The 23,697-nt window shown below is 65.2% G+C and carries 25 protein-coding genes and 1 tRNA gene; 14 read left to right on the forward strand and 12 right to left on the reverse strand.

From position 1 onward, the window contains the following. Positions 1–137 precede the first annotated feature (137 nt). Positions 138–227 (reverse strand) — tRNA-Ser (locus PNO31109_RS11770). 323 nt (positions 228–550) lie between these two features. On the opposite strand from PNO31109_RS11770, the gene PNO31109_RS11775 reads away from it, so the two are divergent. After that, the gene (locus PNO31109_RS11775) at positions 551–2,275 is read left to right on the forward strand and encodes an acyl-CoA synthetase (RefSeq protein WP_150555711.1); all 1,725 of its coding nucleotides are present in this window, start codon (positions 551–553) and stop codon (positions 2,273–2,275) included. A gap of 200 nt (positions 2,276–2,475) precedes the next feature. Here the strand turns inward: PNO31109_RS11775 and PNO31109_RS11780 are convergent, their stop codons facing one another. The 6 genes from PNO31109_RS11780 to PNO31109_RS11805 form a co-directional block, all read right to left on the reverse strand. Beyond that, on the reverse strand, positions 2,476–3,267 hold the full coding sequence (locus PNO31109_RS11780) for a DNA adenine methylase (RefSeq protein WP_150555829.1): 792 nt from the start codon (positions 3,265–3,267) through the stop codon (positions 2,476–2,478). Positions 3,268–3,416: 149 nt separating this feature from the next. After that, entirely contained in the window at positions 3,417–4,094 is a 678-nt protein-coding gene (locus PNO31109_RS11785) for a DUF7338 family protein (protein ID WP_150555712.1), read from the reverse strand. Beyond that, positions 4,091–4,471, reverse strand: coding sequence for a phage tail protein (locus PNO31109_RS11790; RefSeq protein ID WP_150555713.1), 381 nt, complete (start codon positions 4,469–4,471; stop codon positions 4,091–4,093). Before PNO31109_RS11790 ends, PNO31109_RS11785 begins: the two co-directional genes overlap by 4 nt. Before the next feature lie 2 nt (positions 4,472–4,473). Further along, on the reverse strand, positions 4,474–4,806 hold the full coding sequence (locus tag PNO31109_RS11795) for a capsid cement protein (RefSeq protein ID WP_150555714.1): 333 nt from the start codon (positions 4,804–4,806) through the stop codon (positions 4,474–4,476). Continuing rightward, on the reverse strand, positions 4,803–5,147 hold the full coding sequence (locus tag PNO31109_RS11800) for a hypothetical protein (RefSeq protein ID WP_150555715.1): 345 nt from the start codon (positions 5,145–5,147) through the stop codon (positions 4,803–4,805). The genes PNO31109_RS11795 and PNO31109_RS11800 overlap by 4 nt, the downstream gene beginning before the upstream one ends. An 8-nt stretch (positions 5,148–5,155) precedes the next feature. After that, positions 5,156–5,563, reverse strand: coding sequence for a hypothetical protein (locus tag PNO31109_RS11805; protein ID WP_206111346.1), 408 nt, complete (start codon positions 5,561–5,563; stop codon positions 5,156–5,158). A 51-nt stretch (positions 5,564–5,614) separates the two neighbouring features. On the opposite strand from PNO31109_RS11805, the gene PNO31109_RS11810 reads away from it, so the two are divergent. Genes PNO31109_RS11810 through PNO31109_RS11820 form a run of 3 tightly spaced genes read left to right on the forward strand, consistent with a single transcriptional unit; the run spans position 5,615 to position 6,973 of the window. Further along, positions 5,615–6,082, forward strand: coding sequence for a DUF3164 family protein (locus PNO31109_RS11810; RefSeq protein WP_150555716.1), 468 nt, complete (start codon positions 5,615–5,617; stop codon positions 6,080–6,082). Continuing rightward, positions 6,009–6,587: a gp16 family protein gene (locus PNO31109_RS11815; protein WP_150555717.1), complete on the forward strand. Its 579-nt coding sequence runs from the start codon at positions 6,009–6,011 to the stop codon at positions 6,585–6,587. Before PNO31109_RS11810 ends, PNO31109_RS11815 begins: the two co-directional genes overlap by 74 nt. Positions 6,588–6,589: 2 nt before the next feature. After that, complete coding sequence (locus PNO31109_RS11820) at positions 6,590–6,973, forward strand: Mor transcription activator family protein (protein WP_241014188.1); 384 nt, start codon at positions 6,590–6,592, stop codon at positions 6,971–6,973. A 219-nt stretch (positions 6,974–7,192) separates the two neighbouring features. On the opposite strand, the gene hemW is transcribed toward PNO31109_RS11820, so the two are convergent. From hemW to rph, 3 genes are read right to left on the reverse strand one after another with little or no spacing between them, the layout of a single operon-like run. Continuing rightward, positions 7,193–8,422, reverse strand: a complete 1,230-nt coding sequence (hemW, locus tag PNO31109_RS11825) for a radical SAM family heme chaperone HemW (protein ID WP_150555718.1) — start codon at positions 8,420–8,422, stop codon at positions 7,193–7,195. Positions 8,423–8,427: 5 nt separating this feature from the next. After that, positions 8,428–9,045: an RdgB/HAM1 family non-canonical purine NTP pyrophosphatase gene (gene rdgB, locus PNO31109_RS11830; RefSeq protein ID WP_150555719.1), complete on the reverse strand. Its 618-nt coding sequence runs from the start codon at positions 9,043–9,045 to the stop codon at positions 8,428–8,430. Between the two features lie 2 nt (positions 9,046–9,047). Beyond that, positions 9,048–9,776, reverse strand: a complete 729-nt coding sequence (gene rph / locus PNO31109_RS11835; RefSeq protein WP_150555720.1) for a ribonuclease PH — start codon at positions 9,774–9,776, stop codon at positions 9,048–9,050. A gap of 213 nt (positions 9,777–9,989) precedes the next feature. Between rph and PNO31109_RS11840 the strand changes: the two genes are divergently transcribed. From PNO31109_RS11840 to PNO31109_RS11855, 4 genes are all read left to right on the forward strand, one after another. Further along, entirely contained in the window at positions 9,990–10,919 is a 930-nt protein-coding gene (locus PNO31109_RS11840; RefSeq protein WP_174966367.1) for a YicC/YloC family endoribonuclease, read from the forward strand. Positions 10,920–10,925: 6 nt separating this feature from the next. Beyond that, positions 10,926–11,603 (forward strand): guanylate kinase, encoded by a 678-nt coding sequence (gmk, locus tag PNO31109_RS11845; RefSeq protein ID WP_150555721.1) that lies wholly within the window; start codon positions 10,926–10,928, stop codon positions 11,601–11,603. Between the two features lie 99 nt (positions 11,604–11,702). Next, on the forward strand, positions 11,703–11,909 hold the full coding sequence (rpoZ, locus tag PNO31109_RS11850; protein WP_039397582.1) for a DNA-directed RNA polymerase subunit omega: 207 nt from the start codon (positions 11,703–11,705) through the stop codon (positions 11,907–11,909). A gap of 59 nt (positions 11,910–11,968) precedes the next feature. Beyond that, positions 11,969–14,389 carry a RelA/SpoT family protein gene (locus tag PNO31109_RS11855; RefSeq protein WP_150555722.1) on the forward strand — a complete coding sequence of 807 codons (2,421 nt, stop codon included), beginning with the start codon at positions 11,969–11,971 and terminating at the stop codon, positions 14,387–14,389. An 88-nt stretch (positions 14,390–14,477) separates the two neighbouring features. Here the strand turns inward: PNO31109_RS11855 and greB are convergent, their stop codons facing one another. Continuing rightward, complete coding sequence (gene greB / locus PNO31109_RS11860; protein WP_150555723.1) at positions 14,478–15,038, reverse strand: transcription elongation factor GreB; 561 nt, start codon at positions 15,036–15,038, stop codon at positions 14,478–14,480. Positions 15,039–15,311: 273 nt separating this feature from the next. Here greB and PNO31109_RS11865 point away from each other — a divergent pair, with 273 nt between their 5' ends. After that, positions 15,312–16,211: a pirin family protein gene (locus PNO31109_RS11865; protein WP_150555724.1), complete on the forward strand. Its 900-nt coding sequence runs from the start codon at positions 15,312–15,314 to the stop codon at positions 16,209–16,211. 24 nt (positions 16,212–16,235) lie between these two features. Here the strand turns inward: PNO31109_RS11865 and PNO31109_RS11870 are convergent, their stop codons facing one another. After that, positions 16,236–18,950: a cation:proton antiporter domain-containing protein gene (locus tag PNO31109_RS11870; protein ID WP_150555725.1), complete on the reverse strand. Its 2,715-nt coding sequence runs from the start codon at positions 18,948–18,950 to the stop codon at positions 16,236–16,238. 214 nt (positions 18,951–19,164) lie between these two features. On the opposite strand from PNO31109_RS11870, the gene trxA reads away from it, so the two are divergent. The 5 genes from trxA to PNO31109_RS11895 all read left to right on the forward strand — a co-directional run bounded on the left by trxA (position 19,165) and on the right by PNO31109_RS11895 (position 23,525). Continuing rightward, a complete protein-coding gene (trxA, locus tag PNO31109_RS11875; RefSeq protein WP_150555832.1) occupies positions 19,165–20,016 on the forward strand; it encodes a thioredoxin in 852 nt (283 codons plus the stop codon). A 30-nt stretch (positions 20,017–20,046) separates the two neighbouring features. After that, the gene (locus PNO31109_RS11880; protein ID WP_150555726.1) at positions 20,047–20,424 is read left to right on the forward strand and encodes a cupin domain-containing protein; all 378 of its coding nucleotides are present in this window, start codon (positions 20,047–20,049) and stop codon (positions 20,422–20,424) included. After that, positions 20,421–21,008 carry a P-loop nucleotide/nucleoside kinase family protein gene (locus tag PNO31109_RS11885; RefSeq protein ID WP_150555727.1) on the forward strand — a complete coding sequence of 196 codons (588 nt, stop codon included), beginning with the start codon at positions 20,421–20,423 and terminating at the stop codon, positions 21,006–21,008. The genes PNO31109_RS11880 and PNO31109_RS11885 overlap by 4 nt, the downstream gene beginning before the upstream one ends. A gap of 188 nt (positions 21,009–21,196) precedes the next feature. Further along, complete coding sequence (locus tag PNO31109_RS11890; protein WP_150555728.1) at positions 21,197–22,393, forward strand: amino acid ABC transporter substrate-binding protein; 1,197 nt, start codon at positions 21,197–21,199, stop codon at positions 22,391–22,393. Between the two features lie 142 nt (positions 22,394–22,535). Beyond that, positions 22,536–23,525 (forward strand): amino acid ABC transporter substrate-binding protein, encoded by a 990-nt coding sequence (locus tag PNO31109_RS11895; protein WP_244958165.1) that lies wholly within the window; start codon positions 22,536–22,538, stop codon positions 23,523–23,525. The last annotated feature ends 172 nt before the right edge of the window (positions 23,526–23,697 follow it).

The following is a 23,697-nucleotide window of genomic DNA, read 5'->3' on the forward strand; positions in this document are numbered from 1 at the left end:
CCAAAGGGCGAGTGGCGCGCGCCCATGCCGCGAGGTGGGGGAGAAGTGGAAAAACTGCAGCGGCCTGTAGAAATGGCCAGACGCGGGCGGTCTGGGCACCATGGCTCGCGCGCGGGCTCGCGCATCGAACGGGGTTCTGGCGGAGGCGGTGAGATTCGAACTCACGGAAGGGTTGCCCCTTCGCTGGTTTTCAAGACCAGTCCATTAAACCACTCTGGCACGCCTCCGGGGCGTTGCGCGCGACGCAGCGTCGCGGCAGGAGATGCCGTCTCGAGCGACGGCCTGGGATGCGCGCGGTCCGGGAGAATCGGCGCCGGACTTCCGGCGCACAGCGGTACCGCACGGCAGCGCGCATTATACCCGCTCATTGCGCCATGTGAAGCCTTGATGAAGCCTTCAGCTCATCCAGATCGCTTCACATTGCGCTGATTGTCGCGAGTTTGCCCGTCGCCCCTTGTCTTGTCCGCGCCCGGCATGCATCATGCTTGAAGACGTGCGGTGAACGCCCTTCGCGCACCGTGCGAGGCCAGACATGACCCGGAGACAGCGCATGGATGCCGACACCTCCCGTACCCCCGCCCACGAGACGTCTTCAGACGCCGGCGGCCAACGCCTCGTCGATTGCCCTGCCGGCGGCTTCAGCTGGCAGATCCCGACGATGTTCAACATCGGCGTCGACGTCTGTGACAAGTGGGCCGACGGCAGCAACCGTCTCGCGCTCATACACGAGAGCGCCGACGGCTCGCATGTGCGTCTCACGTTCGACGTCCTCAAGCAACTATCCAACCAGCTTGCCAACGAATGGCGCGCCAACGGCGTGAAGACGGGGGATCGCATCGGCATCTTTCTGCCCCAGTCGCCCGCAACGCTCGTCGCCCATGTGGCCGCATACAAGCTCGGGGCGATCGCCGTGCCGCTGTTCACGCTCTTCGGCCCGGAAGCGCTCGCCTACCGGCTGCAGAATTCCGGTGCGACGGTGCTGGTGACCGACCTCGCGAGCATCGGCAAGATCGACGACATTCGCGCTGAGCTGCCCGATCTGCGGCTTGTCTATGTCGTGCACGACGACCTGCCCGAAGCGCATCACCACGTGGCCGAGGACCAGGACTGGGGCGTTGCCGAAGACGGTCTGCTCGCCCTGTGGCCCGCGATCGCCGCGCGCGACACGCACTTCGACGCGGTCCAAACCCGGGCGGATGCGCCCGCGCTGATCATCTACACCTCAGGCACGACCGGCAAGCCGAAGGGTGCGCTGCATGCGCACCGCGTGCTGCTCGGCCACCTGCCGGGCGTGGAGACGTCGCACAACGGTTTCCCGCAAGAGGGCGACCTGATCTGGACTCCCGCCGACTGGGCCTGGATCGGCGGGCTGCTCGACGTGCTGCTGCCCGCGCTGCACCACGGCGTGCCCGTGCTCTCGCGCCGGTTCGAGAAGTTCGATCCGGTCGCGGCGTTCGATCTGATGGCGCGTCACGGCGTGCGCAACACCTTCTTGCCGCCCACCGCGCTCAAGATGCTGCGCACGGTCCCGTCGCCGCGCGAGCATTGGCCGCTGCAGCTGCGCTCGGTGGCAAGCGGCGGGGAATCGCTCGGGCCGGAGTTGCTGGCGTGGGGCCGCGAGCATCTCGGCGTCGACATCAACGAGTTCTACGGGCAGACCGAGTGCAATATGGTCGTGTCGTCATGCGCGGCCGAGTTTCCCGCGCTGCCCGGCGCGATCGGGCGCGCGGTGCGCGGCCACGCCGTGGCGATCGTCGACGACGACGGCAACCCGCTGCCCGTCGGCACGGTCGGCAATATCGCCATCGCGCGGCCCAACCCCGTGATGTTCCTCGGCTACTGGCACAACCCGGACGCCACGATGGAAAAGTTTCGCGGCGACTACCTGCTCACCGGCGACTCCGGGTTCATCGACGAACAGGGCTACATCACCTTTACCGGACGCTCGGACGATGTCATCACCAGCGCGGGCTATCGCATCGGCCCGGGGCCGATCGAGGACTGCCTGATCCGCCATCCGTCCGTGCAGTTCGCTGCCGTGGTCGGCGAGCCCGACGAGCTTCGCACCGAGATCGTGAAGGCCTTCGTGGTGCTGCGCGAAGGACATGAGCCGTCGGACGACCTCGCGCAGGACATTCAGCGCTTCGTCAGGAACCGGCTCGCGGCGCACGAGTATCCGCGCAAGGTCGTCTTTCTGCCGGAGTTGCCGATGACCGTCACCGGCAAGATCATCCGCAAGGCGCTCCGGGAGATGGGGACGGTTGTCGGGGGATGAGCGGGGGTGAGCGGGGATGGGCGGGAGATGAGCGGGAGATGAGCGAGGGAGGCGGACAGCGAAAAAATGCGACGCCGAATGGCGTCTGAAGCGCGGCGCGACAAATCAAGCGCGTTTCGCGCGATAAACAGGGCGTGATGTATTTTCCAGCATCTGCAAGAGAATTTCATGCCCTGCGCGTTCGATTTCGCCTGTTCGAATCAGAATAGGCCGCCAAACACCTCGGCCTCCCAATTCATGATGACCAGCTCTTTACTGGTCTGAGGCGTGCCGCGTGCGTTGGCAACCGAGTACCGGATGTCCAGTTCCGCGATCTGGAGTCCCGCGAAGGCTTCCCGGATGTCGGGATGATCGTTGATGGATAACATCACCTTGCCCCTACACTCCCGCATGATCGCAGCCATGCGCTCATACTCACTAAACTCAAACGGCACGCCGTACCCCTCCGTCTGCCAATAGGGAGGGTCAAGATAGAAGAACGTATGCGCGCGATCATAGCGGCGCATGCAGTCGTGCCACGACAGGTTTTCGACGGTGGTGCCAGCGAGGCGCAGGTGGGCCGCCGAAAGCTGTTCTTCAATGCGCAGAAGATTGACCGTCGGAGCAGTCGTCGCGGTGCCAAATGTCTGCCCGTCGATCTTTCCACCGAACGCGTGGTGTTGCAGGTAGTAGAAGCGCGCCGCGCGCTGTATGTCTGTCAGCGTCGCCGGCGACGTCATCTTTTGCCATTCAAATACCTGTCGACTGGAAATCGCCCATTTGAACTGGCGGACAAACTCTTCGAGGTGGTGTTGCACAACCCGGTATAGGTTCACCAGCTCACCGTTGATATCGTTGATTACCTCGACGTGAGCGGGAATCGGGCGCAAAAAATAGAGGGCTGCCCCGCCACAAAACACTTCCACGTAGCACTCATGCGGCGGAAAGAGCGGTAGCAGCTTGTCCGCGAGACGGCGTTTGCCGCCGAGCCACGGGATGATGGGTGTTGCGATGTGCATTTATCGTGCGTCATATGTGATAGGCTTACGCCGCCTCTGCAGGGGTACGCGGCCTTGCCTAACTTGCAGGACTCTTCTGCGAGGGCGGGACGCGGCCGGTGTTAGCGCACCGACCGCGTCGCCGCGTCTTTTCTTCTAAATTACTATGCGGCCGAAACCCGTCGCTTGAACGGGTTGTATGTGGCGCATACAGGAATCTGCCAAGCCGGGCCCCACGGCGTTTCGCGCCAAGCGTTCCCCAACCAGTAGTTCCAAGCTTTCCAGCCAATCTTCGCTTCGCCGAGGGGCCCGTGATAGTACAAATTCACGCCGTTGCCCACAGCAAAGAACAGCACCAGGTCATCCCGCTCGATGTTGGCCAGGACGCGCCAACCTCGCGCGTCAAAGGTCAGACCGAAGAGCCAGTAGTCCAGTCCATATGCCGGGTTGCGTAGCAGCCAGAGCACGCGAGCCAAATAGCGCATTCGCGGCGTCTCTCCCCACTCGGTCGGAAAATAACCGTCCCTCCACCCCGCATCGATCGATGCGTCAAACGTCTGGAACCAGCGCAGCCAACTCGGCAGGTTGCCGTCGTCATCGGCGAGCAGCACTGCCCACCAGTTCACGCACAGCACGGCAAAGACGACGACAGCCCAGGTCGCAACGACATAGGCGGGATACCCGATGACCGCGATGATCACGAACAGGCGGCGAGGAATGGAGTCGGGCGGCGAGCTGGCCGTAAGACAGCGATCGAGCAAGGAGATCGCAACGGCAATGATCGTGCATTTCGCAGCAAGCACAATGGCGGCACATAGAACGGAAAGGACGATGGCGATCATTGCCCTTCCTCAAGCGTTCCGGCAACTTCAATGTGCACCTCGGGAGCCGTTTCTGTCAGCCAAGAAGGAATGGGGCCACCGCCATAATAGGTGACGCTGTCACCGTCAACTTCCACTGTGGTGCCAAGCTGGTATTCACGACCGCTCTCGGCGACATAGAGCTTCTTGGTGCGATGGTCTTCCACGACCGACCACGCCGCTCCATCCCACATCTGCACCTTGCCACCTTCGACGGCTGGCGGTTGCACTTCGACCGCGCCGTAGGGCACGTTGAATTCGCCTGGCGACAGGTACAGCTCGTGCGCGATGGCCGGATACAGAAAGAACCCATGCTCGTCGGTCTGATAGCCGGCAATGTGCTTGTGCTGGTTCTCCATGCTCAGATGCTCCGCACGATTCGAATGAGGTCGCCAGCGGCGGCGGCACTGTCCCAGGCGTAGCCGTTGGAAGTACCGGCGGCCTTCGTTACGGCGCGACCGCTTGCGTCCGACTCGACCTCCGCGCCGGCGGCGATCGCGCCGCCCGCCTCAACGAGGATTGCGCCGAGGATGTTGGCGGGCGCCACGCCGCCAGCTTCGGTGTCAGCCTCGACGACACCCAGTGCTTTGGCTCCAGCCGCGCATACGGTGCCGTCGAAGGCGACGAAACGGCGACGGATCAAATCCGTCGCGGCGATGACCGACGTGGTCAGTACAACCTGCTGCGTTTTCATTGCTTACCTCCGGTCGACGAACTGTCCTTCTTGGCCGCCTCGGTCGCGGCCTTGTCGGCAGCGGCTTTTTCTTCGGCAGCTTTCTTTGCTGCAGCGTTCTCGGCCTCGGCTTTCTCTGCTGCAGCCTTCTCGGCCACCTCCTTTTCAGCCTGGGCCTTCTCAGCGGCGGCCTTTTCTGCCGCAGCTTTCTTTACTGCATCGCCCTGGCTCGCAACCGGCTCGAGATAGCGGCGGAGCTTGTCTGCTGCCGCATCGTCGAGCACGACTTCGGCGCCTTCGGGGACACGTTGGCCGTCGTGATGCAGATCGATGCCACGCACACGATAGGTTCGGGTGTTCATGGGCGACCTCATGCGTTCGTGTCTGCGATCAGATAGCCGGCATCAGCGCCGACCACCACGGGCTTGTAGACGTCGGTGTGGCGTACGAAGCGAACCTTGCCGCCCTCGGCGTCGTACTTGTCCGTCTCAGGCATGCCCTTCTTGCGCAGGGTGTAGCCGAAGGACGGCTCTTCGTAGTCGGCCGATCGATCGGCACCCGGCTTGGCCACGTAGGCGAGGATCATGTTGTCGCCCCACACGTCCCCCGTCGCACCGTCGCCGGCGAGTGCCTCGCCGATGAAGATGTCGTTGATGCCGAAGAGCATACGAAGATGCTCCAGCGTGACGAGCTTGCGTTCGTTGCTGCCCAGAGCGGCCTGCAGCTTTTCGTGGAACTTCAGCGACTGGTAGACCGAGGCGCCCATCGCGTATTTCACGAACGTCTGGCCAGCAGTAACTCAACGCAATCAGAGAGCAAGGAGCACTAGATGAGCGAAACGATTCCGGCCGGGTACTGGCGTGACGGGGAAGGACGGCTGATCCCCGAGAACATGGTCAAGCCGATCGACAAGGCAAGAGATGCATTGGTCCGTGAGCTGGTTGAGCGCGCCAAGTCGGCATCAACAATCTTGGCCGATTTCAAGGCGAAAGCCTTCGGTGACATCGGTGCGTTTGTCGAGATGTCGGGCGAGCAATACGGCGTGAAGCTCGGTGGTGTGAAGGGCAACGTCACGCTGCTGTCGTTCGATGGCCGTTTCAAGATCGTCCGACAGATCCAGGAGCATTTGGTGTTCGACGAACGCCTGCAGGCGGCAAAGCAGTTGATTGACGAGTGCATTCAGACCTGGACCGAAGGCAGCCATTGGCCCTGGAGTGAGCTCGATGAGCCAACCTGCCGATCGCCAACGCCTCATCCGCCTGATTCACGTCGCCAAGCGCGACCTGTCGATGGATGACGACACTTATCGCGGGATCCTGCGACGTATTGGAAAGCGCGGTTCCAGCGCGGAGTTGAGCGTTCCAGACCTGGAGCGCGTGTTGGAGCACATGAAGCGCTGCGGCTTTAAGGTGCGTTCCAAAGCGAAGCCGTCCCGTGCGTTGGCACAAGACCGGCAGAGCAAGAAAATCCGGGCGCTTTGGTTGTTTCTACACGAGCTTCAGGCGGTAAAGAATCCGTCTGAGGAAGCCTTGGCGGCCTACGTTAAGCGCATCGCAGGCGTCGACGCACTTCAGTGGATCGATGGCGAGCAGGCGGAGCGCTTAATCGAGACCATGAAACGCTGGGCGATGCGGTTCCTGCCGCAAGCTGTAAGGAACATGGTGCCGCTGGTTGGCGAAATTACCGATGTGGAGCGTGCGCAGTTGGATATGGCGCTCAGCCATGCGTTCACGGCGGGCACATTCGACCCGATGCATGCCGCATGGGATCGTTTGAACGACATTTTGACTCGAGGGAGATAGACATGGCCGAGGGTGCTTTCCACGACAGCCGCCTGAAAGGCGATTTCAAGAGCAAGGGGCCGGAGCTACTGGTTGACCTGGCCGAACAGTGCGTTCTCGTGCTACTGGAGAGCGCGGGTCTCGATGCCGATAAGGCAACACAGGTCGGGAGGGAGATTGCGGACCGTATGGCCGCGCATTGGGGCGGGCAGAATATCTACTTCCCGATGGGGCTATCGTACAAACTGTCACAGCGTGATCGCCAGATTTACGACGATTTCAACGGCGCAAATCACAGTGAGCTGGCCCGCAAGTACGGCGTCTCTCTCCAGTGGATATACAAGATCGTCAAAACGGTCCGCCAGGAGGAGATGGCCCGGCGCCAAGGAGACATGTTCGCTGAGTAAGAAACGGGCCAATCGCGGCCCGTTCGTATTTTCACCCGTTGCAAGTCATTTTTTGTGGGGCCGTCCGGGTTCTTCCCATATCATCCCGGTTAGTCCCATTTATCTTTCGTCCCCCGGTCAAATATCTCAACGTCTCTCAGGCGTCGCATTGTTTCGCACGGCGGACGTTGGCTGCGGCGCCGCCGGTGGGCGGTGCGGGCGGCGCGAATGACCGCCGCGTCAGGTGGCCTCGCGATCGAGAAACATGCCTTGCAGATCGTTGAGGAAGCGCTGTCCGAGCTCGGTCGGGGCGATACGCTGCGGATCGTCCGCGAGCAGCCCCTTCCTGACGGCCTCGTCCAGTGCCTTCGCGATGCGCGCGACCGGCAGTCCGGTGCGCTCGCCAAACAGCTCGGTTTTCACGCCCTCGGTGAGCCGCAGCGCGTTGAGCATGAATTCAAACGGCAGGTCGCGTGCATCGACCTCGCGCGTCTCCTGAATCGCATTGCCGGCCGCCGCGGCCTCCATGAAGCGTTGCGGATGCTTGTGACGAATCTGTCGCAGCACACGGTGCGGAAACGAAATCTTGCTGTGCGCGCCGGCGCCGATGCCCAGATAGTCGCCGAACTCCCAGTAGTTCACGTTGTGCTTCGCGCGTCGATGCGGCTTCGCGTATGCGGACACCTCGTAGTGCCCGTAGCCTGCCGCCGCGGTGCGCTCGGCGATCCAGTCCTGCATGTCCGCCGCGGCGTCCTCGTCGGGCACCGCCGGCGGATACTTGTGGAACTGCGTGTTGGGCTCGAGCGTGAGGTGATACAGCGACAGATGCGGCGGCGCGAACGAGATCGCCGTCTCCACATCCTGCTGACACTGCGCCAGCGTCTGGTTCGGCAGCGCGAACATCAGGTCGAGATTGAAGTTGTCGAAGTTCGCCTGCGCGATCTCGATGGCGTGACGCGCTTCGTCGCCATCATGAATGCGTCCGAGCGCCTTCAGATGCTCGCTGTTGAAGCTCTGGATGCCGATCGAGAGTCGATTGACACCACTCGCGCGGAAGCTGCGGAACTTGTCGGCCTCGAACGTGCCGGGGTTCGCCTCCATGGTGATTTCGGCGTCGGCGTCGAGCGGGAGCAGGGCGCGCAGGTCCGAGAGCAGGCGATCGAGCCCGGCCGCCGAGAGCAGGCTCGGCGTGCCGCCACCGATGAAGACGGTATGCACGGGGCGGCCCCACACCAGCGGCAGCGCCTGCTCGAGATCCTGCCGCAATGCGTCGAGATAGGCCTGTTCGGGAAACGCCTGCGCGCCGCCCTCGCCACGCCACTCATGCGAATTGAAATCGCAGTACGGACACTTGCGCACGCACCACGGGAAGTGCACATACAGCGACATCGGCGGCAGCGCCGGCAGACTGATCTTGCCGGGCCGCAGGAAGTTCTGTACGGGCGACGGGGACTGGCTCGAACCGCTCATCTCGCTCAGGCCTCCCGGCCCAGCTTTTCCAGCAGCACGCGCAATGCGCGTGCGCGATGGCTGTGCGCGTTCTTGACGGCAGGATCGAGCTCGGCGGCCGTCTGGTCGAGCGAGCGGATCAGGAAGTGTGGGTCGTAGCCGAAGCCGTGCGCGCCGCGCGGCGTGTCGACGATCTCGCCGTCCCAGCGTCCTTCGGCAATGATCGGCTGCGGATCGTCGGCATGGCGCACGAGTACGAGCGCCGCGAAGTAATACGCATTGCGATAGCCCGGCGTATCGGCATGCGGCGCGAGTTGCTCGATCAGATGGCGGTTGTTGGCGGCGTCCGACTTTTCGCGGCCGGCGCGCGCGGCATAGCGTGCGGAATAGACGCCCGGTGCGCCGCCGAGGACCGGCACGCACAGGCCGGAGTCGTCGGCCAGCGCCGGCAGGCCGGTCGCGGCGGCGGCATGGCGCGCCTTCGCGAGTGCATTCTCGATGAAGGTCACATGCGGCTCTTCGGCCTCGGACACGCCGAGCATGCCCTGCGGGACCAGTTCGATGCCAAGCGGCTCGAACAGCGAGGCGAACTCGCGCAGCTTGCCCGGATTGTTCGAGGCCAGCACGATCTTTTGCAGGGCCATCGTCAGACTCCCAGCGCGCGTTTTTGCGCGTCGATCAGTTGACGGATGCCGGCATGCGCGAGATCGAGCAGCACGTCGCTCTGCGCGCGCGTGAAGGGCGCGCCTTCGGCCGTGCCCTGAATTTCCACGAACCCGCCTTCGCTGGTCATGATGACGTTCATGTCGGTGTCGCACGCCGAGTCCTCGGCGTAGTTCAGATCGAGCACCGGCTGGCCCTGGTACAGACCGACGGAGACGGCGGCGACGTGCGCGCGGATCGGCGATGCGTCGAGCTTGCCTTCGGCGAGCAGCTTCGAGACGGCGTCATGCGCGGCGACGAACGCGCCGGTGATCGAGGCGCAGCGGGTGCCGCCGTCCGCCTGGATCACGTCGCAGTCGATCTGGATCGTGCGCGGGCCGAACTTCTGCAGGTCGAACACGGCGCGCAGCGAACGGCCGATCAGGCGTTGAATTTCCTGCGTGCGGCCGCTTTGCTTGCCGCGCGCGGCCTCGCGATCGCCGCGCGTGTGCGTGGCCCGCGGCAGCATGCCGTACTCGGCGGTAAGCCAGCCCTGGCCCGAGTCGCGCAAGAAGTTGGGCACCTTTTCTTCGACGCTCGCCGTGCAGATGACCTTGGTCTCGCCGCATTCGATCAGCACGGAGCCCTCGGCGTAACGGGTGTAGTTGCGGGTGATGCGCACGGGGCGCAACGCGTCTTGCGCACGGCCGTCCGCGCGGGTGATTTGCGTCATGAGTGAGTGTCCTGCGAGGGGAATGGATTCGGCAATACCCGAATGGTATCGCTAAATGCGCCCGGCTTGGCGGCATGGCCCGGCGCCGCGGGCGCTTCCCGGCGCGCCCGGGCCGGAAAATGCGATAATCGCGTTTCATCCATTGCATGCGAATCCGGTTACTGCTTCGTCCCGCTGGCAAACCGTCACGGGCCGGTGGTGCCGGTCACCCCGATGAAAGACAACAACCTCTACAGTATGACCGGCTACGCCAGCGTCACGCGCGACATTGCGCATGCCGATGGAGCCGCAGGCGCGAGCGTGTCGGTCGAATTGCGCACGGTCAACTCGCGCTTTCTCGACCTGGCATTTCGCATGCCCGAAGAAGCGCGTGCGTGCGAGCCGGTGCTGCGCGAAGCACTCACTGGCAAGCTCTCGCGCGGCAAGGTCGATATTCGTATCAACGTGCAGCGCCCGGAGAACGGCGCGGGCGGCGCGCTCAATCTCGACGCGGTCAGGCAACTGGCCGACCTGGAGCAGCAGGTCCTCAAGCTGTTTCCGGACGCGGAGCGCATGCGCACGGGTGAAATCCTGCGCTGGCCCGGCGTGCTCGGCGAGGAGTCGGTGAGCGCCGACGCGCTGCGCGATGCCGTGATCGACGCGGGCCGCGCCGCCATCGGCGAACTGGTCGACGTGCGCAGGCGCGAAGGCGCGCAGCTCAAGGCAAGCCTCATCGAGCGCATCGAACGCATGGAAGCGATCCTCGCCGGACTGCAGCCGCTGGTGCCCGATCTGATCGCGCGGCAGCAGCAGAAGATCGTCGATCGTCTGCAGGAAGCGTTGGGCGTGGTCGTGCCGGAAGGCAGCACGGCGCCGGGCAAGGAAGAGATCGCGGAGCGCATCCGTCAGGAAGTGACGATGTACGGCGTGCGCATCGACGTGGCCGAAGAACTCACGCGGCTCGATGCCCACCTGAAGGAGACGCGCCACATCCTCGACAAGGGGGGGCTGGTCGGCAAACGGCTGGACTTCATGATGCAGGAGCTCAATCGCGAAGCGAATACGCTCGGCTCCAAGGCCGCTTCGAAGGAACTCGCCGATGCCTCGATGGAGCTCAAGCTCTACATCGAGCAGATGCGCGAGCAAGTGCAAAATCTGGAGTAAGTCAGCATGTCCGCGCAATCGCAAGTCCCGCAAACCGCCCTGCACGCCGAGTATCCCGGCAACCTGTTCATGGTGGTGGCCCCCTCGGGCGCGGGCAAGTCCACGCTCGTGAACGCGCTGCTCGCGCAGGACGCCGAAATTCGCCTGTCGATTTCGAGCACCACGCGCGCGCCTCGCCCCGGCGAGCACAACGGTGTGCAGTATCACTTCCTGACGACGGAGGACTTCCTGGCGCGTCGCAAGCAGGGAGAGTTTCTCGAGAGCGCCGAAGTGCATGGCAATTACTACGGCACCTCGCGCGTGTGGATCGAAGAGCAGATGCGCGACGGCCACGACGTGCTGCTCGAGATCGACTGGCAAGGCGCGCAACAGGTGCGCAAGCGCTTCACCAACGCGGTCGGCATCTTCATTCTGCCGCCGTCGATCGCCGCGCTCGAGGAGCGTCTGAAAAAGCGCGGCCAGGACGAGCCGAACGTGATCACGCGACGCCTGCTCGCCGCCGGCGGCGAGATGGCGCATGCGCCGGAGGCCGACTTCATCATCATCAACGAAGACTTCCAGCGCGCGCTGGCCGAGCTCCAGTCGGTGGTCACGGCCACGCGTCTGCGCTTCGCTTCGCAGCGTGCGCGCCACGAGCAATTGTTCGTCGAACTGGGCATTCATTCGCCCCAGGAAGACGAGTAACCGATCATTGCACGATGCGCCCGCGTGCGGCGTTAGCGTTTTGCGCGAGGGTGCGTCGGCTGCGATAGAATACGCCTTACATTGAGAAGGAACCTCCTTATGGCCCGAATTACCGTTGAAGACTGCCTGAAACAAATTCCGAATCGCTTCGAGCTCGCGCTCGCCGCGACCTACCGCGCCCGTCAGCTGGCGCAAGGTCACACGCCGAAGCTCGAGAACAACAAGGACAAGCCGACTGTCGTCGCGCTGCGCGAAATCGCGGCCGGTCAGGTTGGCATCGAGATGCTCAAGAAAGTGCCGCTCTGATCGGAGACTGCACTGATGCGATGTGACGTTCCGGGCCGCTCGACGACGCAGGTACACGTATGAGTCACGCGAAATCACCGGCCGCGTCCATCGCTGCGGATGAACCCAAAGCGGGGGAGCCCAAGCCCGAGCGCAAGAAGAAAAAGGGCGAGAGCGCCACACGCCAGTACATCGACGCACTGCTCGAGCAGTCGTACCGGCATCTGTTCGGTCCGACCGCCACGCCCGAGCAGCCGCGCAAGCACGAGGTCGTTTCGATCGCCCGCCTGAAGGGCATGCTTGGGGAGTACCTCAAGGAAAGCGATCTCGCGCAGATCAAGGAAGCCTTCCAGTTCAGCGACGAGGCTCACCTGGGCCAATACCGCCAGAGCGGACAGCCCTACATCACCCATCCCGTTGCGGTTGCCGAGATTTGTGCCGAGTGGAAGCTCGACGCACAGTCGATCATGGCCGCGCTTTTGCACGACGTGATGGAAGACCAGGGCGTTACCAAAGCCGAACTCGCCGAGCGATTCGGGCCGAAGGTCGCGGAACTGGTGGACGGCCTGTCGAAACTCGACAAGATGGAGTTTCGCAGCCGGGAAGAGGCGCAGGCCGAGAGCTTTCGCAAGATGCTGCTTGCAATGGCGCGCGACGTGCGCGTCATCCTCGTCAAGCTCGCCGACCGGTTGCACAACATGCGCACCCTCGGCGTCACGTCGACGGAAAAGCAGCGCCGCGTGGCGCGCGAAACGCTCGACATCTATGCCCCGATCGCGCATCGTCTGGGCCTGAACAACACCTACCGCGAGCTGCAGGACCTGAGCTTCGCGAACTACAACCCGCGTCGCTACGCCGTGCTCGACAAGGCCGTGAAGGCCGCGCGCGGCAACCGGCGCGAGGTGGTCGGCAAGATTCTCGACGCCGTCGAAAAGGCGCTCAAGGACGGCGGTGTGAGCGCCGACGTCTTCGGCCGCGAGAAGACGCTCTTCAGCATCTACAACAAGATGAAGGAGAAGCAGTTGTCGTTCTCGCAGGTGCTCGACGTGTACGGCTTCCGGGTCGTCGTCGAGTCCAACGCGCAGTGTTATCTCGCGCTCGGCGTGCTGCACGCGCTGTACAAGCCGGTGCCGGGCAAGTTCAAGGATTACATCGCGATTCCGAAGGTCAACGGCTACCAGTCGCTGCATACGACGCTGGTCGGCCCCTTCGGCACACCGATCGAGTTTCAGATTCGCACGCGCCGCATGCACGAGATCGCGGAAGCGGGCGTGGCGGCGCACTGGCTGTACAAGAACGGCGGCGCCGACATGAACGACGTGCAGAAGCACGCGCACCAGTGGCTGCAGTCGCTGCTCGACATTCAGAGCGAGACGGGCGACTCGACCGAATTCCTCGAACACGTCAAGATCGACCTGTTCCCGGATGCCGTGTACGTGTTCACGCCCAAGGCGCGCATCATGGCGCTGCCGCGCGGCGCGACGGCGCTCGATTTCGCCTATTCCGTACACAGCGATCTCGGCAACCAGTGCGTGGCCGTCAAGATCAACAACGAACTGCTGCCGCTGCGCACCGAGTTGAAGAACGGCGACATCGTGGAAGTCATCACGGCGCCGTATTCCAAGCCGAACCCTGTGTGGCTCGGCTTCGTGCGCACGGGCAAGGCGCGCTCGGCGATTCGTCATTACCTCAAGACGATGCGCTTTGCCGAGTCGGTGCAGCTCGGCGAGCGTCTCGTGGAGCAGGCGCTCAAGGGCTATGGCCTGACGATGAGCGAAATCTCGCCGGAGCTGTGGGACAAGCTCGCGCAGTGGACGGGCAACAAGGATCGGCAGGACATCTTCGCCGACATCGGACTGGGCCGGCGCGTGGCGGCGGTCATGGCCAAGCGTCTGGCAGTGCTCACGTCCGGCAAGGAAAGCGACGACACCGACAGCCCGGACGATCCGGATTCGCCGCGCACCGGTGACGAGAATGTCGGCCCGCCGGTGCTCATTACCGGCACCGAGGGCATGTCCGTGCAGTTCTCGGCGTGCTGCCGGCCGATTCCCGGCGACGCGATCATGGGCTACATCGGCATTGGCCTGGGCATGGCGATCCACACGACGGACTGCCCGGTCGCGCGTCGCATCCATCGCAAGGATCCGACGCGCTGGATCGACGTGGCATGGGCGCCGCAGCCGGGGCGTCTGTTCGACGTCGGCATCAAGGTGCTGGTGCGTCACAACCGGGGCGTGTTCTCGCGCGTGGCGGCCGATATCACGGCATCGGACGCGAACATCGTGCACATCGGCATGGACGAAGTGGTGCCGGACGAATCGGCAACCTTGCGCTTTCTCATCCAGGTGAGCGATCGCGTGCATCTGGCCAACGTGATGCGCCGCATTCGCGTGAATCCGGACGTGATGCGCGTGGCGCGGGAGCGCCCGAGCGAGCGGCATCAGGAAGAAGTCCACGCCAATCACGCCATGCGCGTCACGCGCGAGCGCGGCAGCTACTGACGCGGCATGCCGCACGCCTCAGGCGTGCGGGCCGCGCGATCCTTCGATTCTCTTTCCCGACGATTTCCCTTGCGCCGACGACTCGCCGTCATTCCGACGGCGGATAGCGCACGTCCAGGATCTCGATCTGTTCGAGCCCGGCGGGCGTGCGCAGCGGCACGGTGTCGCCCACCTTCGACTTGGTGATGGCGCGCGCGATCGGCGAAATCCAGCTGACGTGGCCGCGCTCGAGATCGACCTCGTCGATGCCGACGATCATGATCGTGTGCTCGTCGCCCTTGCCGTCGGCGTAGGTCACCTCGGCGCCGAAGAATACCTGGTCGACGTTCTCCTGACGGCGCGTGTCGACGACTTCGGCCTTGTCGAGGCGCCGCGTGAGAAAGCGGATGCGCCGATCGATCTCGCGCAGGCGGCGCTTGCCGTAGATGTAGTCGCCGTTCTCCGAGCGATCGCCGTTGGACGCCGCCCACGACACGACCTTCACCACTTCGGGGCGCTGATTGTCGATGAGATCGAGCAGTTCTTCCTTGAGGCGGCGATAGCCCGCCGGTGTGATGTAGTTCTTGGTGCCCGGGGGAATTTCGGGGGCGCCGGCGTCGAGATCGTCATCGTCGTCGCCGTTGTCTTCTTTGACGAAAGCCTTGTTCATAAGTCCATGCGCGCCGCAACGGGCGCGCGTATGCGTTTCGGTATTCCTGCATTATAGGAGCGAAGCGCCGCGCTTCGCTCGTCCTCGGGTGTCATGGAAGGCGGCCCGAATGTCATCTACAATCGTCCGACACGATCCCCCGTGTCTGACACCTCGTATGACACCTCGTATGACACCTCGTATGACACCTCGTATGACACCTCGTCCGACACCTTGTCCCAAACTTTGTGCCACACCTTGTGCCACACCGGACCTTCGCAGGAGACATGCGCCATGACCGGTTCCTCCAGTCCTTTTCTCGCCGTGCTCAAGCCGCACCTGAGCGACATCGGGGCCTTCACCGTCCAGCGAAGCCTGCCGAGTCTGCCGTTCAAGACGGTCGGCCCGTTCATCTTCTTCGATCACATGGGCCCGGCCACACTGGCGCCCGGGCAGGGTATGGACGTGCGCCCGCACCCGCACATCGGGCTGGCCACCGTCACGTATCTGTTCGACGGCGAGATCTGGCATCGAGACAGCCTCGGCAGCGATCAGCGCATCACGCCAGGCGCGGTGAACTGGATGACGGCCGGGCGCGGCATCGTTCACTCGGAGCGCACGCCGCCCGACGTGCGCGCGCGAGGCGGCGACGTGCATGGCATTCAGACCTGGGTGGCGTTGCCGCAGGCGGACGAAGAGACCGCGCCCACGTTCGCGCATCACGACGCGGCGTCGCTGCCGGACATCTTTGAGCCGGGCGTGCACATGCGACTGATTCTGGGCAAGGCGTTCGGCGAGACGTCGCCGGTGAAGGTTTTCTCGCCGATCTTCTATCTGGCCGTGGACATGGCGCCGTGCGCCGCGTTCGTGCTGCCGCCCGAGTATCCCGAGCGCGCGGTCTACACCGTGCAGGGCGAAGTGATGGTGAACGACGAGACGTTGCCCGAGCAACGCATGGGCGTGCTGGCGCCGGAGGCACAGGTGCGCATCGTCGCCGGCGACAAGCCGGCGCGCCTGATGTTGCTCGGCGGCGCGCCGCTCGACGGCGATCGCTTCATCTTCTGGAATTTCGTCTCGTCGAGCCGCGAGCGCATCGAGCGGGCGAAAGCCGCGTGGAGCGCGCAGGAAATGGGCAAGGTGCCCGGCGAGACCGAATGGATTCCGCTGCCCGAGCGCAAGCCGCCGGCGCGGTAGGCGCGGGCGCGGAACCGGCGCCGCTCACGCGCTTAATACGATCACGGAGCAGCGGCGTTCTTCCAGCAGGCGGTGCGAGATGCTGCCGAAGTTCAGCCGATCGCCAAAGCGGGGCTGCACGCCGAGCACGAGCAGATTGTGCTTGCCGTGGCCGATCTGGTGCAGCACCGCGTCTTCCACCTTGCCGCCGGCGAGCAGGCGCGTGCGCAATGACACGCCGTTGCGCTCGGCCAGCGCGTGCAGGTTTTCCAGCATGGCCGCTTGCGCGGCGTCCGGGCGCAGCGCGCGCGGCCGCCAGCGCCGGTGCAGCATGCCGGGGGCGGCGCGCGCCGACACGTGCAGCGCCGTGACCGGCGCGTTGGCCGCGCGCGCCAGCGTAATCGCGAGCTCGGCGGCGTGGCGCGAATAGTCGGTGCCGGAGACCGGGACAAGGATGTCGAGCGGCGCGTCCGGCTGACGGGCGTGCTCGCCATGCGCGAGCACGATGGCGATGGCGCCATCGAACGCCTTCGTGAGCGGTAGCACGCCGGTGGGTAGCGGCAGGGGCGGGACGTCGGATTCGGATTCCTGGCCCGGCGCATCGAAGCCGGCGATCACGAAACCGTAGCCTTTGGCAATCTCGTCGGAGATGCGTGTGGCCTCGTGGCTGTTCTCCGGCTGTGACGCCTTTTGCTCGCGAGCGGCGTCGGACGGATCGCTCATGACGAATTCACCTTCGTGCCTGGCCTGGCTCACGCGCTTGTCATCATGGGCTTCGCCGACGGGCTCGAGCCTGGGCGCGTGGTCTGCGCCGCCACCGTCGCGGCGCTCGCCGCGGTCCTTGCGGTTCTTGCCGTGTTTCTCGTGGTCGCTTTTCTCGCCGGCGTCTTTCCCGTCGCCCCTCGACCCGCCATTCGACGCACCCTTCGACGCACCATTCGATGCGCCCGAGGTTTTTCCCTCGGCGTTTGCCTCGATGTCTTCGACCTCCTTCACGGGCCCATGCGGCAATTCGGGCGACTTCGGCGGCGGCTTGCCGGTGCGCTCGCGCAGCACCAGCCGCGCCGCCTCGCGGGCGTCGTCGCGGGGCTTGTCTTCCTCCACGCCCGGCGTGCCGGGCGCGCGGGGCAGGGCGAGCCGGGCGGCGGCCAGCGCAATCTCGTAAGCGTCACGCCCCGCGCCTTCCTCGTCGGCCCCGCCAGCCCCCCCGGCCTTGCCGTGCTCACCTTCCTCGCGCGCCGCTTCTCCGCTGCCGCCATGCCTGCGTGGCCCCGATGCCGTTTCGTTGTCGACCGCCTCGCTCACCTCGCGCGCCGTTCTACCGCCGTCGGTCTCGGCCGGTGTGGGGGCGAGCACGGTGGTGAGCGTGCCGCGCACGCCGGCCGTCAGCCCGGCGATCCAGGCGGCGAAGCGGCCGTTGGCGCTGCCGTCGACCGCGGCGAGAATGCGTTCCACGTGAGGCAGGAAGTCGCGCTCCTCGGCGGCCTCCTTCTCGAGGCGCGCCTTTTCCTGCTCGGAGAGCGGAATGCGCACCAGTGCGCGGCGCAGCACCGGCGGCATGATGAGCGTGGTGATGAGCGCCATGATCACGATCATCGTGAACAGGTCCTTGCTCAACACGCCGAGCGAGAGCCCGATGCTCGCCACGATGATTTCCGTGGAACCGCGCGCGTTCATGCCGGTCGCGAGCGCAAGCGCTTCGGCGCCGGACATGCCGCCCAGGCGCCCGCCGACGAAACAGCCGGTGAACTTGCCGACACTCGCGATCAGGATCAGGCCCGCCACGAGGCCCAGCATGCGCCAGTCGAGCAGGATCGTGAGGTCGACCGACAGGCCCGCCACGCCAAAGAAGACGGGCGCGAAGAGCGCCACGATGAGCCCGCGCAACTGCGCTTCGATCTGCTCGGTGAGGATCGGCGACTGCCCGATCATGACGCCCGCCATGAAGGCCCCGAGCGCGGTGTGCACGCCGAGCTTGTCGGTGGCGAGCGCGAGCACGAACGTGATGACGAGAATCGCGCTGAGCACCGGCATCTCGATGGTGAAGCGGTCGTTGGTCCAGCGGATCGCCACGGCCACCGCGCGCTTGCCCACGGTGAAGCACAGGGCGATGAAGAGTACGGTGCCGCCAAGGCTGAAGGAGAGGTGGCCCACGTCGATCGAGCCGCTCGCACCCAGACCGGCAATGGCGGCGATGATGATCCACCCGGTCGTATCGTCCAGAATGGCGGCCGCCAGAATGATCTGGCCGATGTTGCGGCGCAGGTAATCGACCTCGCGAATGACCATCGCCACGACCTTCACCGACGAGATCGACAGCGCGGTGCCGAGAAAGAGCGAGGTGACGAGCCGCGCTTCAGGGTGGGGAAGCAGCGCGTCGGGCAGGTGCCAGCCGAGCGCGAAGCCGCAGACAAACGGCAGGATCATGCCGCCCGCGGACGCGAAGATCGCCATGCGCTTCATGCGCCGCACGAGACCGAGGTCGGTCTCCAGACCGGTCGAGAGCAGGAGCAGCAGCACGCCGAGCTCGGACACGGCGTCGAGCATCTTCTTCTGCGTTTCGTTATCGGGAAAGACGGCGTGTTGCCAGGCGGGCAGCAGGGCGCCGAAGATGGACGGGCCGAGCAGCACGCCCGCGAGCAACTGTCCCATGACGGCCGGCTGGCGCAGGCGCTGCATCACCTCGCCGAGCAGGCGGCCGGCGAGTACCAGCAAGAGCAGTTGGGTGAAAAAGATCGCCGTGCCATGTCCTGCGTGCATGTGCCTCCCCGCCCGTCGTGGAATGCTCTGCGACGCGGGAACCCCGCGCGCCGGAGTGCGTCCCTACCGAATTGCCCGGATTTGCCCGGATTGCGATTACCATGCGTAACATACGCCGCCGTGTCGGGGGAACGTCGCCGGGGCCGCGCCAATGGCGCCGGCGACGAATACCGACCGCGGTTCACGCAATTTACCACGCTCGATAGGTCATATGATCGATACCAACCTCGCCAGTTTCGACGCAGACGTGCTGGCCGTCTCGCATCAGGTGCCGGTGCTGGCCGACTTCTGGGCCCCGTGGTGCGGCCCGTGCAACGTGCTCGGCCCGCTGCTCGAGAAGCTCGAAGCCGAAGCGCAGGGGCGCATTCGTCTCGTGAAGGTCAATGCCGATGAAAACGCCCAGCTCTGCGCCGAGTATGGCGTGCGCAGTCTGCCCACGGTGGTGGCGTTCGTCGACGGCGAGCCCGTCGACCAGTTCGTGGGCGCCTTGCCCGAAGGCCAACTGCGAGCGTTCATCGAGCGCATCGTGCCGAATCCGGCGGAGATGGCGCGCCGGGTGGCGCGCGAGGCGCTTGCCGAGGGCCGCCCCGAAGCCGCGCGCGACGCGCTGCAGGCGGCCCTGGCGCTCGATCCCGCGCATGACGACGTGCGCCTCGATCTGGTCGACGTGCTGCTCGGCATGGGCGACGCGCAGGCTGCGCGCACGGAGCTGACATTGCTCTCGCCGCGCACCGCGGCGAGCGGCGACGCGCGCATTGCCGCGCTGACGACGCGCATCGAAGCCGCCGAGCGGGCGAGCCATCTGCCGCCCGCGCAGGATCTGCTCCGGCGCGTGCAGGCCGAGCCCGACAACCTGCAGGCGCGCCTCGACCTCGCCAATCGCTATCTCGCCGAGCGCGCCTACGAACCGGCGTTGCAGGCGCTCCTCGAGATCGTGCAGCGCGACCGCTCGTTTGCTGATGACGCCGCACGCAAGTCGATGCTGGCGATTTTCGACGCGCTGTCCGGCACCGACCCGGCGACCGTCTCCGCCTGGCGCCGCAAGCTCAGCGCCGCACTGAACTGACGCCCCGACTCCCTCACCGAACCCATGCCGATGACTACGCCTTCTCTCATTACGTTTGCGCCCGCCCAGGCGGGAGAGCCCGTGTTCGATCATCCTGCCGAAGCGCGCCGCGTGAGCGGCAACCCGCAGCGCGTCACGCGTCCTTTCTATACGGACGCCCTCGGCGAGTTCGATTGTGGCGAATGGGCCTGCGAGCCGGGCGCGTGGCGCATTGCGTTCGGCCCGCATCGGCAGGAGTATTTTTCGGTGATCGAAGGGCGCATTCGCATCAGCGACCTCGCCGGCAACGCCGCGGAGTTCGGCCCGGGTGACGCGTGCGTGATTCCCGCCGGCTTCGAAGGTGTCTTCGAAGTGGTGGAGCCGGTGCGCAAGCACTTCGTGATGTTCGAGCGCAAGGCGGCGTCATGACACGACTGATTTTCTTCTGCGGCCACTCGGGAGCGGGCAAGACGACGCTCGCCAAGCGCCTGATCCGTCCGCTCATCGAGCGCAGCGGCGAGGCGTTCTGCTTGCTCGACAAGGACACGCTTTACGGCGGTTACAGCGCGGCGGTGATGGGCGCGCTCACGGGCAATCCGAACGATCGCGACAGCCCGTTGTATCTGCAGACGCTGCGCGAGCCCGAGTACGCCGGATTGCTGGAGACGGCGCGCGAGAACCTGCATCTGGGCGTAAACGTGCTCGTGGTCGGGCCGCTCTCGCGCGAACTGCGCGAGGGGCTGCTGTTCGATCGCGCCTGGCTTGGCGTGGACGACGACGTGAGCGTGCACGTGGTCTGGGTCGATCTCGACGAGGCCCACGCGAAGGCCCGCATCGAGCGCCGCGGCAATCCGAACGACGCATACAAGCTCGCCCACTGGGACGAATATCGCGTCCGCCGGATCCTGCCGCCGCCGTCGGCTTTCCCTGGCTTCGTGCGTTTCGACAACACGGCGCCCACGCCGGAGGACGACGAGCGGCTGTTGCAGGCGCTGCTCGCCCAGACCCGTTGACACGTAGCGGCTGGTGGGGCGTTCGGATGTCTTCAAAAATAGACGCAAAAATAGACGCAAAAATGGACGCAAATTGCGTTGAGAACTGCGCCGGCATAGGAATTTTCCGAAACTCTTGGTAGCGCGGAAATGGGGCGCGGTGCGGTTGCTAAGGTGGGGAGACTTTCCTTTCTCTGCCCGCGACGCTCATGCCTGCCTACGCCCTTGCCTTCCTCCTTGCCTTGCCCTTTGCCTTGCCCTCGTTCCCGTCTCGCCATGGGGGCCGCGCCGCGGCGCGTAATTTTCAGCGTTGCGCTGGCGTTCAGGCGGCGGTGGCGGCGCTGACGGTGCTGGCGGCCACGTTGACCTTCGTCTTCCCGGCCGGCGCCCGCGCGGGCGAGTCCACGGTGCCCGGGATATCCGCGACAGCGGGGCTTGACGGCGTTCTCCCGCCGCAAGACGGGATCGTCTTGCCGCAAAACCCGGTCTCCGGCGCCACAGCGGCACTGCCGCCTACCATGGCCCGCATTCGCGAACGCGGACGCATCGTGCTCGGCTATCGGCAAAGCGCCCCACCGTTTTCGTATGTCGACACGCACGACCGGCCGATCGGTCTCGCGTGGTCGCTGTGTCAGCGCGTGGCCGCCGCGCTGCGGCGCGAGCTCGCGATGCCGTCGCTGACGATTACGCCGGTGCGCGTGATCGAACAGATGCGCGCGCCGCTCGTCAAAGCCGACGCCATCGACATCGACTGCGCACCGTCCACGGTGACCGCCGCGCGTAGCCGGCAGGTGGCGTTCAGCCTGCCGTACTACGCGTCGAGCGTGCGTCTGATGGTGCGGCGTGGCAGCGGCATTGCATCGCTCGACGACATGCGGGGCCTGCGGCTCGTGGTCGTGCAGGGGACCACGGCGGAACGACTCGTGCGCGCGCGGCAGGCGCGAGTCGGCTTCCAACTGCTCATGGCGCGCGACTACGACGACGCTTTTCGCATGCTCCGGGCGTATCGCGCGCAGGCGTTCGCGCTCGACGAAGTCCTGCTCGAAGGACAACGCGTGACCGCCAAGACGCCTGAGCGTTTCGAGGTCGTCGGGCCGGCGCTGTCGGATCAGCCCGAGTCGTATGCGCTCGTGCTGCCCAGGGACGACCCAGCGTTCAAGGCGCGCGTCGATGCCGCGCTCGCACACGTCTTCGATAGCGGCGAGATGGCGCGGCTCCAGCACGAGTGGTTCCAGTCGCCGCTGCCGCCTTACGGGCACAACCTCCAGCTCGCGCCCACGCCGGAAGTGGTCGCCCTGTGGGCGGCCGGCGCACGCCTCGATGCCGCCTCGGGCGCCGAGACGCCAGGGGCCGCCGAGCACGACGCGTCGCTGCCGACCGGTGCGCCGCACGCCGCCGGCTCATGATCCTCATGATCCCCCCTGAGGGCGGTGCGCGCAGCCGGCCCGCGCCGGGGGGGGGCGCATAAGCTAATGACAAACGTTTCTTTGATTCCCCCGGCGTGAATCTGTAAATTGCTATCGTGCTGTTATATCGATAGGAATTGCTGTGAACGGTGGGAACGTTGCAAATTGGAAAGCCGGCGCGAAGCGCGTCGCACTGGGGCTCACGCTCCTGATCTGTGCGCACGCCGGCGTGCCGGTCGCGCTGGCGGCGCCTGCGGCCACGGCGGCAGCCGTGGGAACGGTGAAGACCGTGCCGCTGCCCGTGGTTCGCGGCGAGCTGACCGGCACGCTCAAGAAAATCCACGACACGGGCCTCATCACGCTCGGTTACCGCGAGGCGGCCATCCCGTTCGCCTATGTGAACGACAAGGGCAAGCCTGTCGGCTACACGATGGACCTGTGCTACGCCGTGGTCGACGCCGTGAAGACCGCGCTCAACCTGCCGAACCTGCGCGTGCGCGAGATGTCCGTCACGCCGCAGAACCGCATTCCGCTCGTGAAGAACGGCACGGTGGATCTGGACTGCGCGCCCAACACGATCACGCCCGAGCGTGCCGAACAAGTGGGCTTCAGCAACCCCTACTACGTCTCCGAAGTGCGTCTGCTGGTCAACAAGAAAGACAACATCCGCGGCCTGGAAGACCTCAAGGGGCAGAATCTCGTGGCCTCGGCCGGCTCGACCGGTGAGCGCCTGGCGCGCATTCAGGCTGACAAGGGCGGCTTCCGCGTGATTCCGGCCCGCGACCACGGCGAGTCGATGATGACGCTCGAGACCGGTCGCGCGAAGGCGTTCGCGCTCGATGACGTACTCCTCGCCGGCCTGCGCGCCAACGCTCGCGAGCCCGGCGATTTCGCCATCGTCGGCGCGCCGCTGGAAACGGAGTTCAACGCCCTGATGCTGCGACGCGACGACCCGCAGTTCAAGGCGTTCGTCGACACGACGCTGGCGCACGTCTTCAGCTCGGGCGAGATCCGCCGCATTCAGCGCAAGTGGTTCCAGCAACCGATCCCGCCGCGCAACGTCAACCTGAACCTCGAGCCGAGCAAGGAAGTGCTCGAGGTCTGGCACAAGGGCTCGCAAGTGACGGAATAACCGTTGCCGGGCCACAGTGCCCGAACGCCCAGGGCCGGTACGCCCAAGGCCGAACCTGGGCCCCAACCCAGGCCCGAACTCAGGCCCGAACCCAGGCCCGAACCCAGGCCCGCCGATAGCGATATCGGCGGGCTTTGTCCTTTTAGTCCCCACTGCGCCCGCCGCGCCCGCC

This window comes from Pandoraea nosoerga, assembly GCF_902459585.1.
GTDB classification, from domain to species: domain Bacteria; phylum Pseudomonadota; class Gammaproteobacteria; order Burkholderiales; family Burkholderiaceae; genus Pandoraea; species Pandoraea nosoerga.

Excerpts from the sequence above, each read along its gene's own strand:
- rdgB (WP_150555719.1), bottom strand. The coding sequence starts at position 9,045 with ATGGCCCTGCAAAAGATCGTGCTGGCCTCGAACAATCCGGGCAAGCTG.
- PNO31109_RS11785 (WP_150555712.1), bottom strand. The coding sequence starts at position 4,094 with ATGATCGCCATCGTCCTTTCCGTTCTATGTGCCGCCATTGTGCTTGCT.
- PNO31109_RS11890 (WP_150555728.1), top strand. The coding sequence starts at position 21,197 with ATGCCTGCCTACGCCCTTGCCTTCCTCCTTGCCTTGCCCTTTGCCTTG.
- PNO31109_RS11880 (WP_150555726.1), top strand. The coding sequence starts at position 20,047 with ATGACTACGCCTTCTCTCATTACGTTTGCGCCCGCCCAGGCGGGAGAG.
- PNO31109_RS11840 (WP_174966367.1), top strand. The coding sequence starts at position 9,990 with ATGAAAGACAACAACCTCTACAGTATGACCGGCTACGCCAGCGTCACG.
- PNO31109_RS11795 (WP_150555714.1), bottom strand. The coding sequence starts at position 4,806 with ATGAAAACGCAGCAGGTTGTACTGACCACGTCGGTCATCGCCGCGACG.
- PNO31109_RS11870 (WP_150555725.1), bottom strand. The coding sequence starts at position 18,950 with ATGCACGCAGGACATGGCACGGCGATCTTTTTCACCCAACTGCTCTTG.
- hemW (WP_150555718.1), bottom strand. The coding sequence starts at position 8,422 with ATGAGCGGTTCGAGCCAGTCCCCGTCGCCCGTACAGAACTTCCTGCGG.
- rpoZ (WP_039397582.1), top strand. The coding sequence starts at position 11,703 with ATGGCCCGAATTACCGTTGAAGACTGCCTGAAACAAATTCCGAATCGC.
- rph (WP_150555720.1), bottom strand. The coding sequence starts at position 9,776 with ATGACGCAAATCACCCGCGCGGACGGCCGTGCGCAAGACGCGTTGCGC.
- PNO31109_RS11775 (WP_150555711.1), top strand. The coding sequence starts at position 551 with ATGGATGCCGACACCTCCCGTACCCCCGCCCACGAGACGTCTTCAGAC.
- gmk (WP_150555721.1), top strand. The coding sequence starts at position 10,926 with ATGTCCGCGCAATCGCAAGTCCCGCAAACCGCCCTGCACGCCGAGTAT.
- PNO31109_RS11820 (WP_241014188.1), top strand. The coding sequence starts at position 6,590 with ATGGCCGAGGGTGCTTTCCACGACAGCCGCCTGAAAGGCGATTTCAAG.
- PNO31109_RS11865 (WP_150555724.1), top strand. The coding sequence starts at position 15,312 with ATGACCGGTTCCTCCAGTCCTTTTCTCGCCGTGCTCAAGCCGCACCTG.
- greB (WP_150555723.1), bottom strand. The coding sequence starts at position 15,038 with ATGAACAAGGCTTTCGTCAAAGAAGACAACGGCGACGACGATGACGAT.
- PNO31109_RS11885 (WP_150555727.1), top strand. The coding sequence starts at position 20,421 with ATGACACGACTGATTTTCTTCTGCGGCCACTCGGGAGCGGGCAAGACG.
- PNO31109_RS11810 (WP_150555716.1), top strand. The coding sequence starts at position 5,615 with ATGAGCGAAACGATTCCGGCCGGGTACTGGCGTGACGGGGAAGGACGG.
- PNO31109_RS11815 (WP_150555717.1), top strand. The coding sequence starts at position 6,009 with ATGAGCCAACCTGCCGATCGCCAACGCCTCATCCGCCTGATTCACGTC.
- PNO31109_RS11855 (WP_150555722.1), top strand. The coding sequence starts at position 11,969 with ATGAGTCACGCGAAATCACCGGCCGCGTCCATCGCTGCGGATGAACCC.
- PNO31109_RS11800 (WP_150555715.1), bottom strand. The coding sequence starts at position 5,147 with ATGAACACCCGAACCTATCGTGTGCGTGGCATCGATCTGCATCACGAC.
- PNO31109_RS11790 (WP_150555713.1), bottom strand. The coding sequence starts at position 4,471 with ATGGAGAACCAGCACAAGCACATTGCCGGCTATCAGACCGACGAGCAT.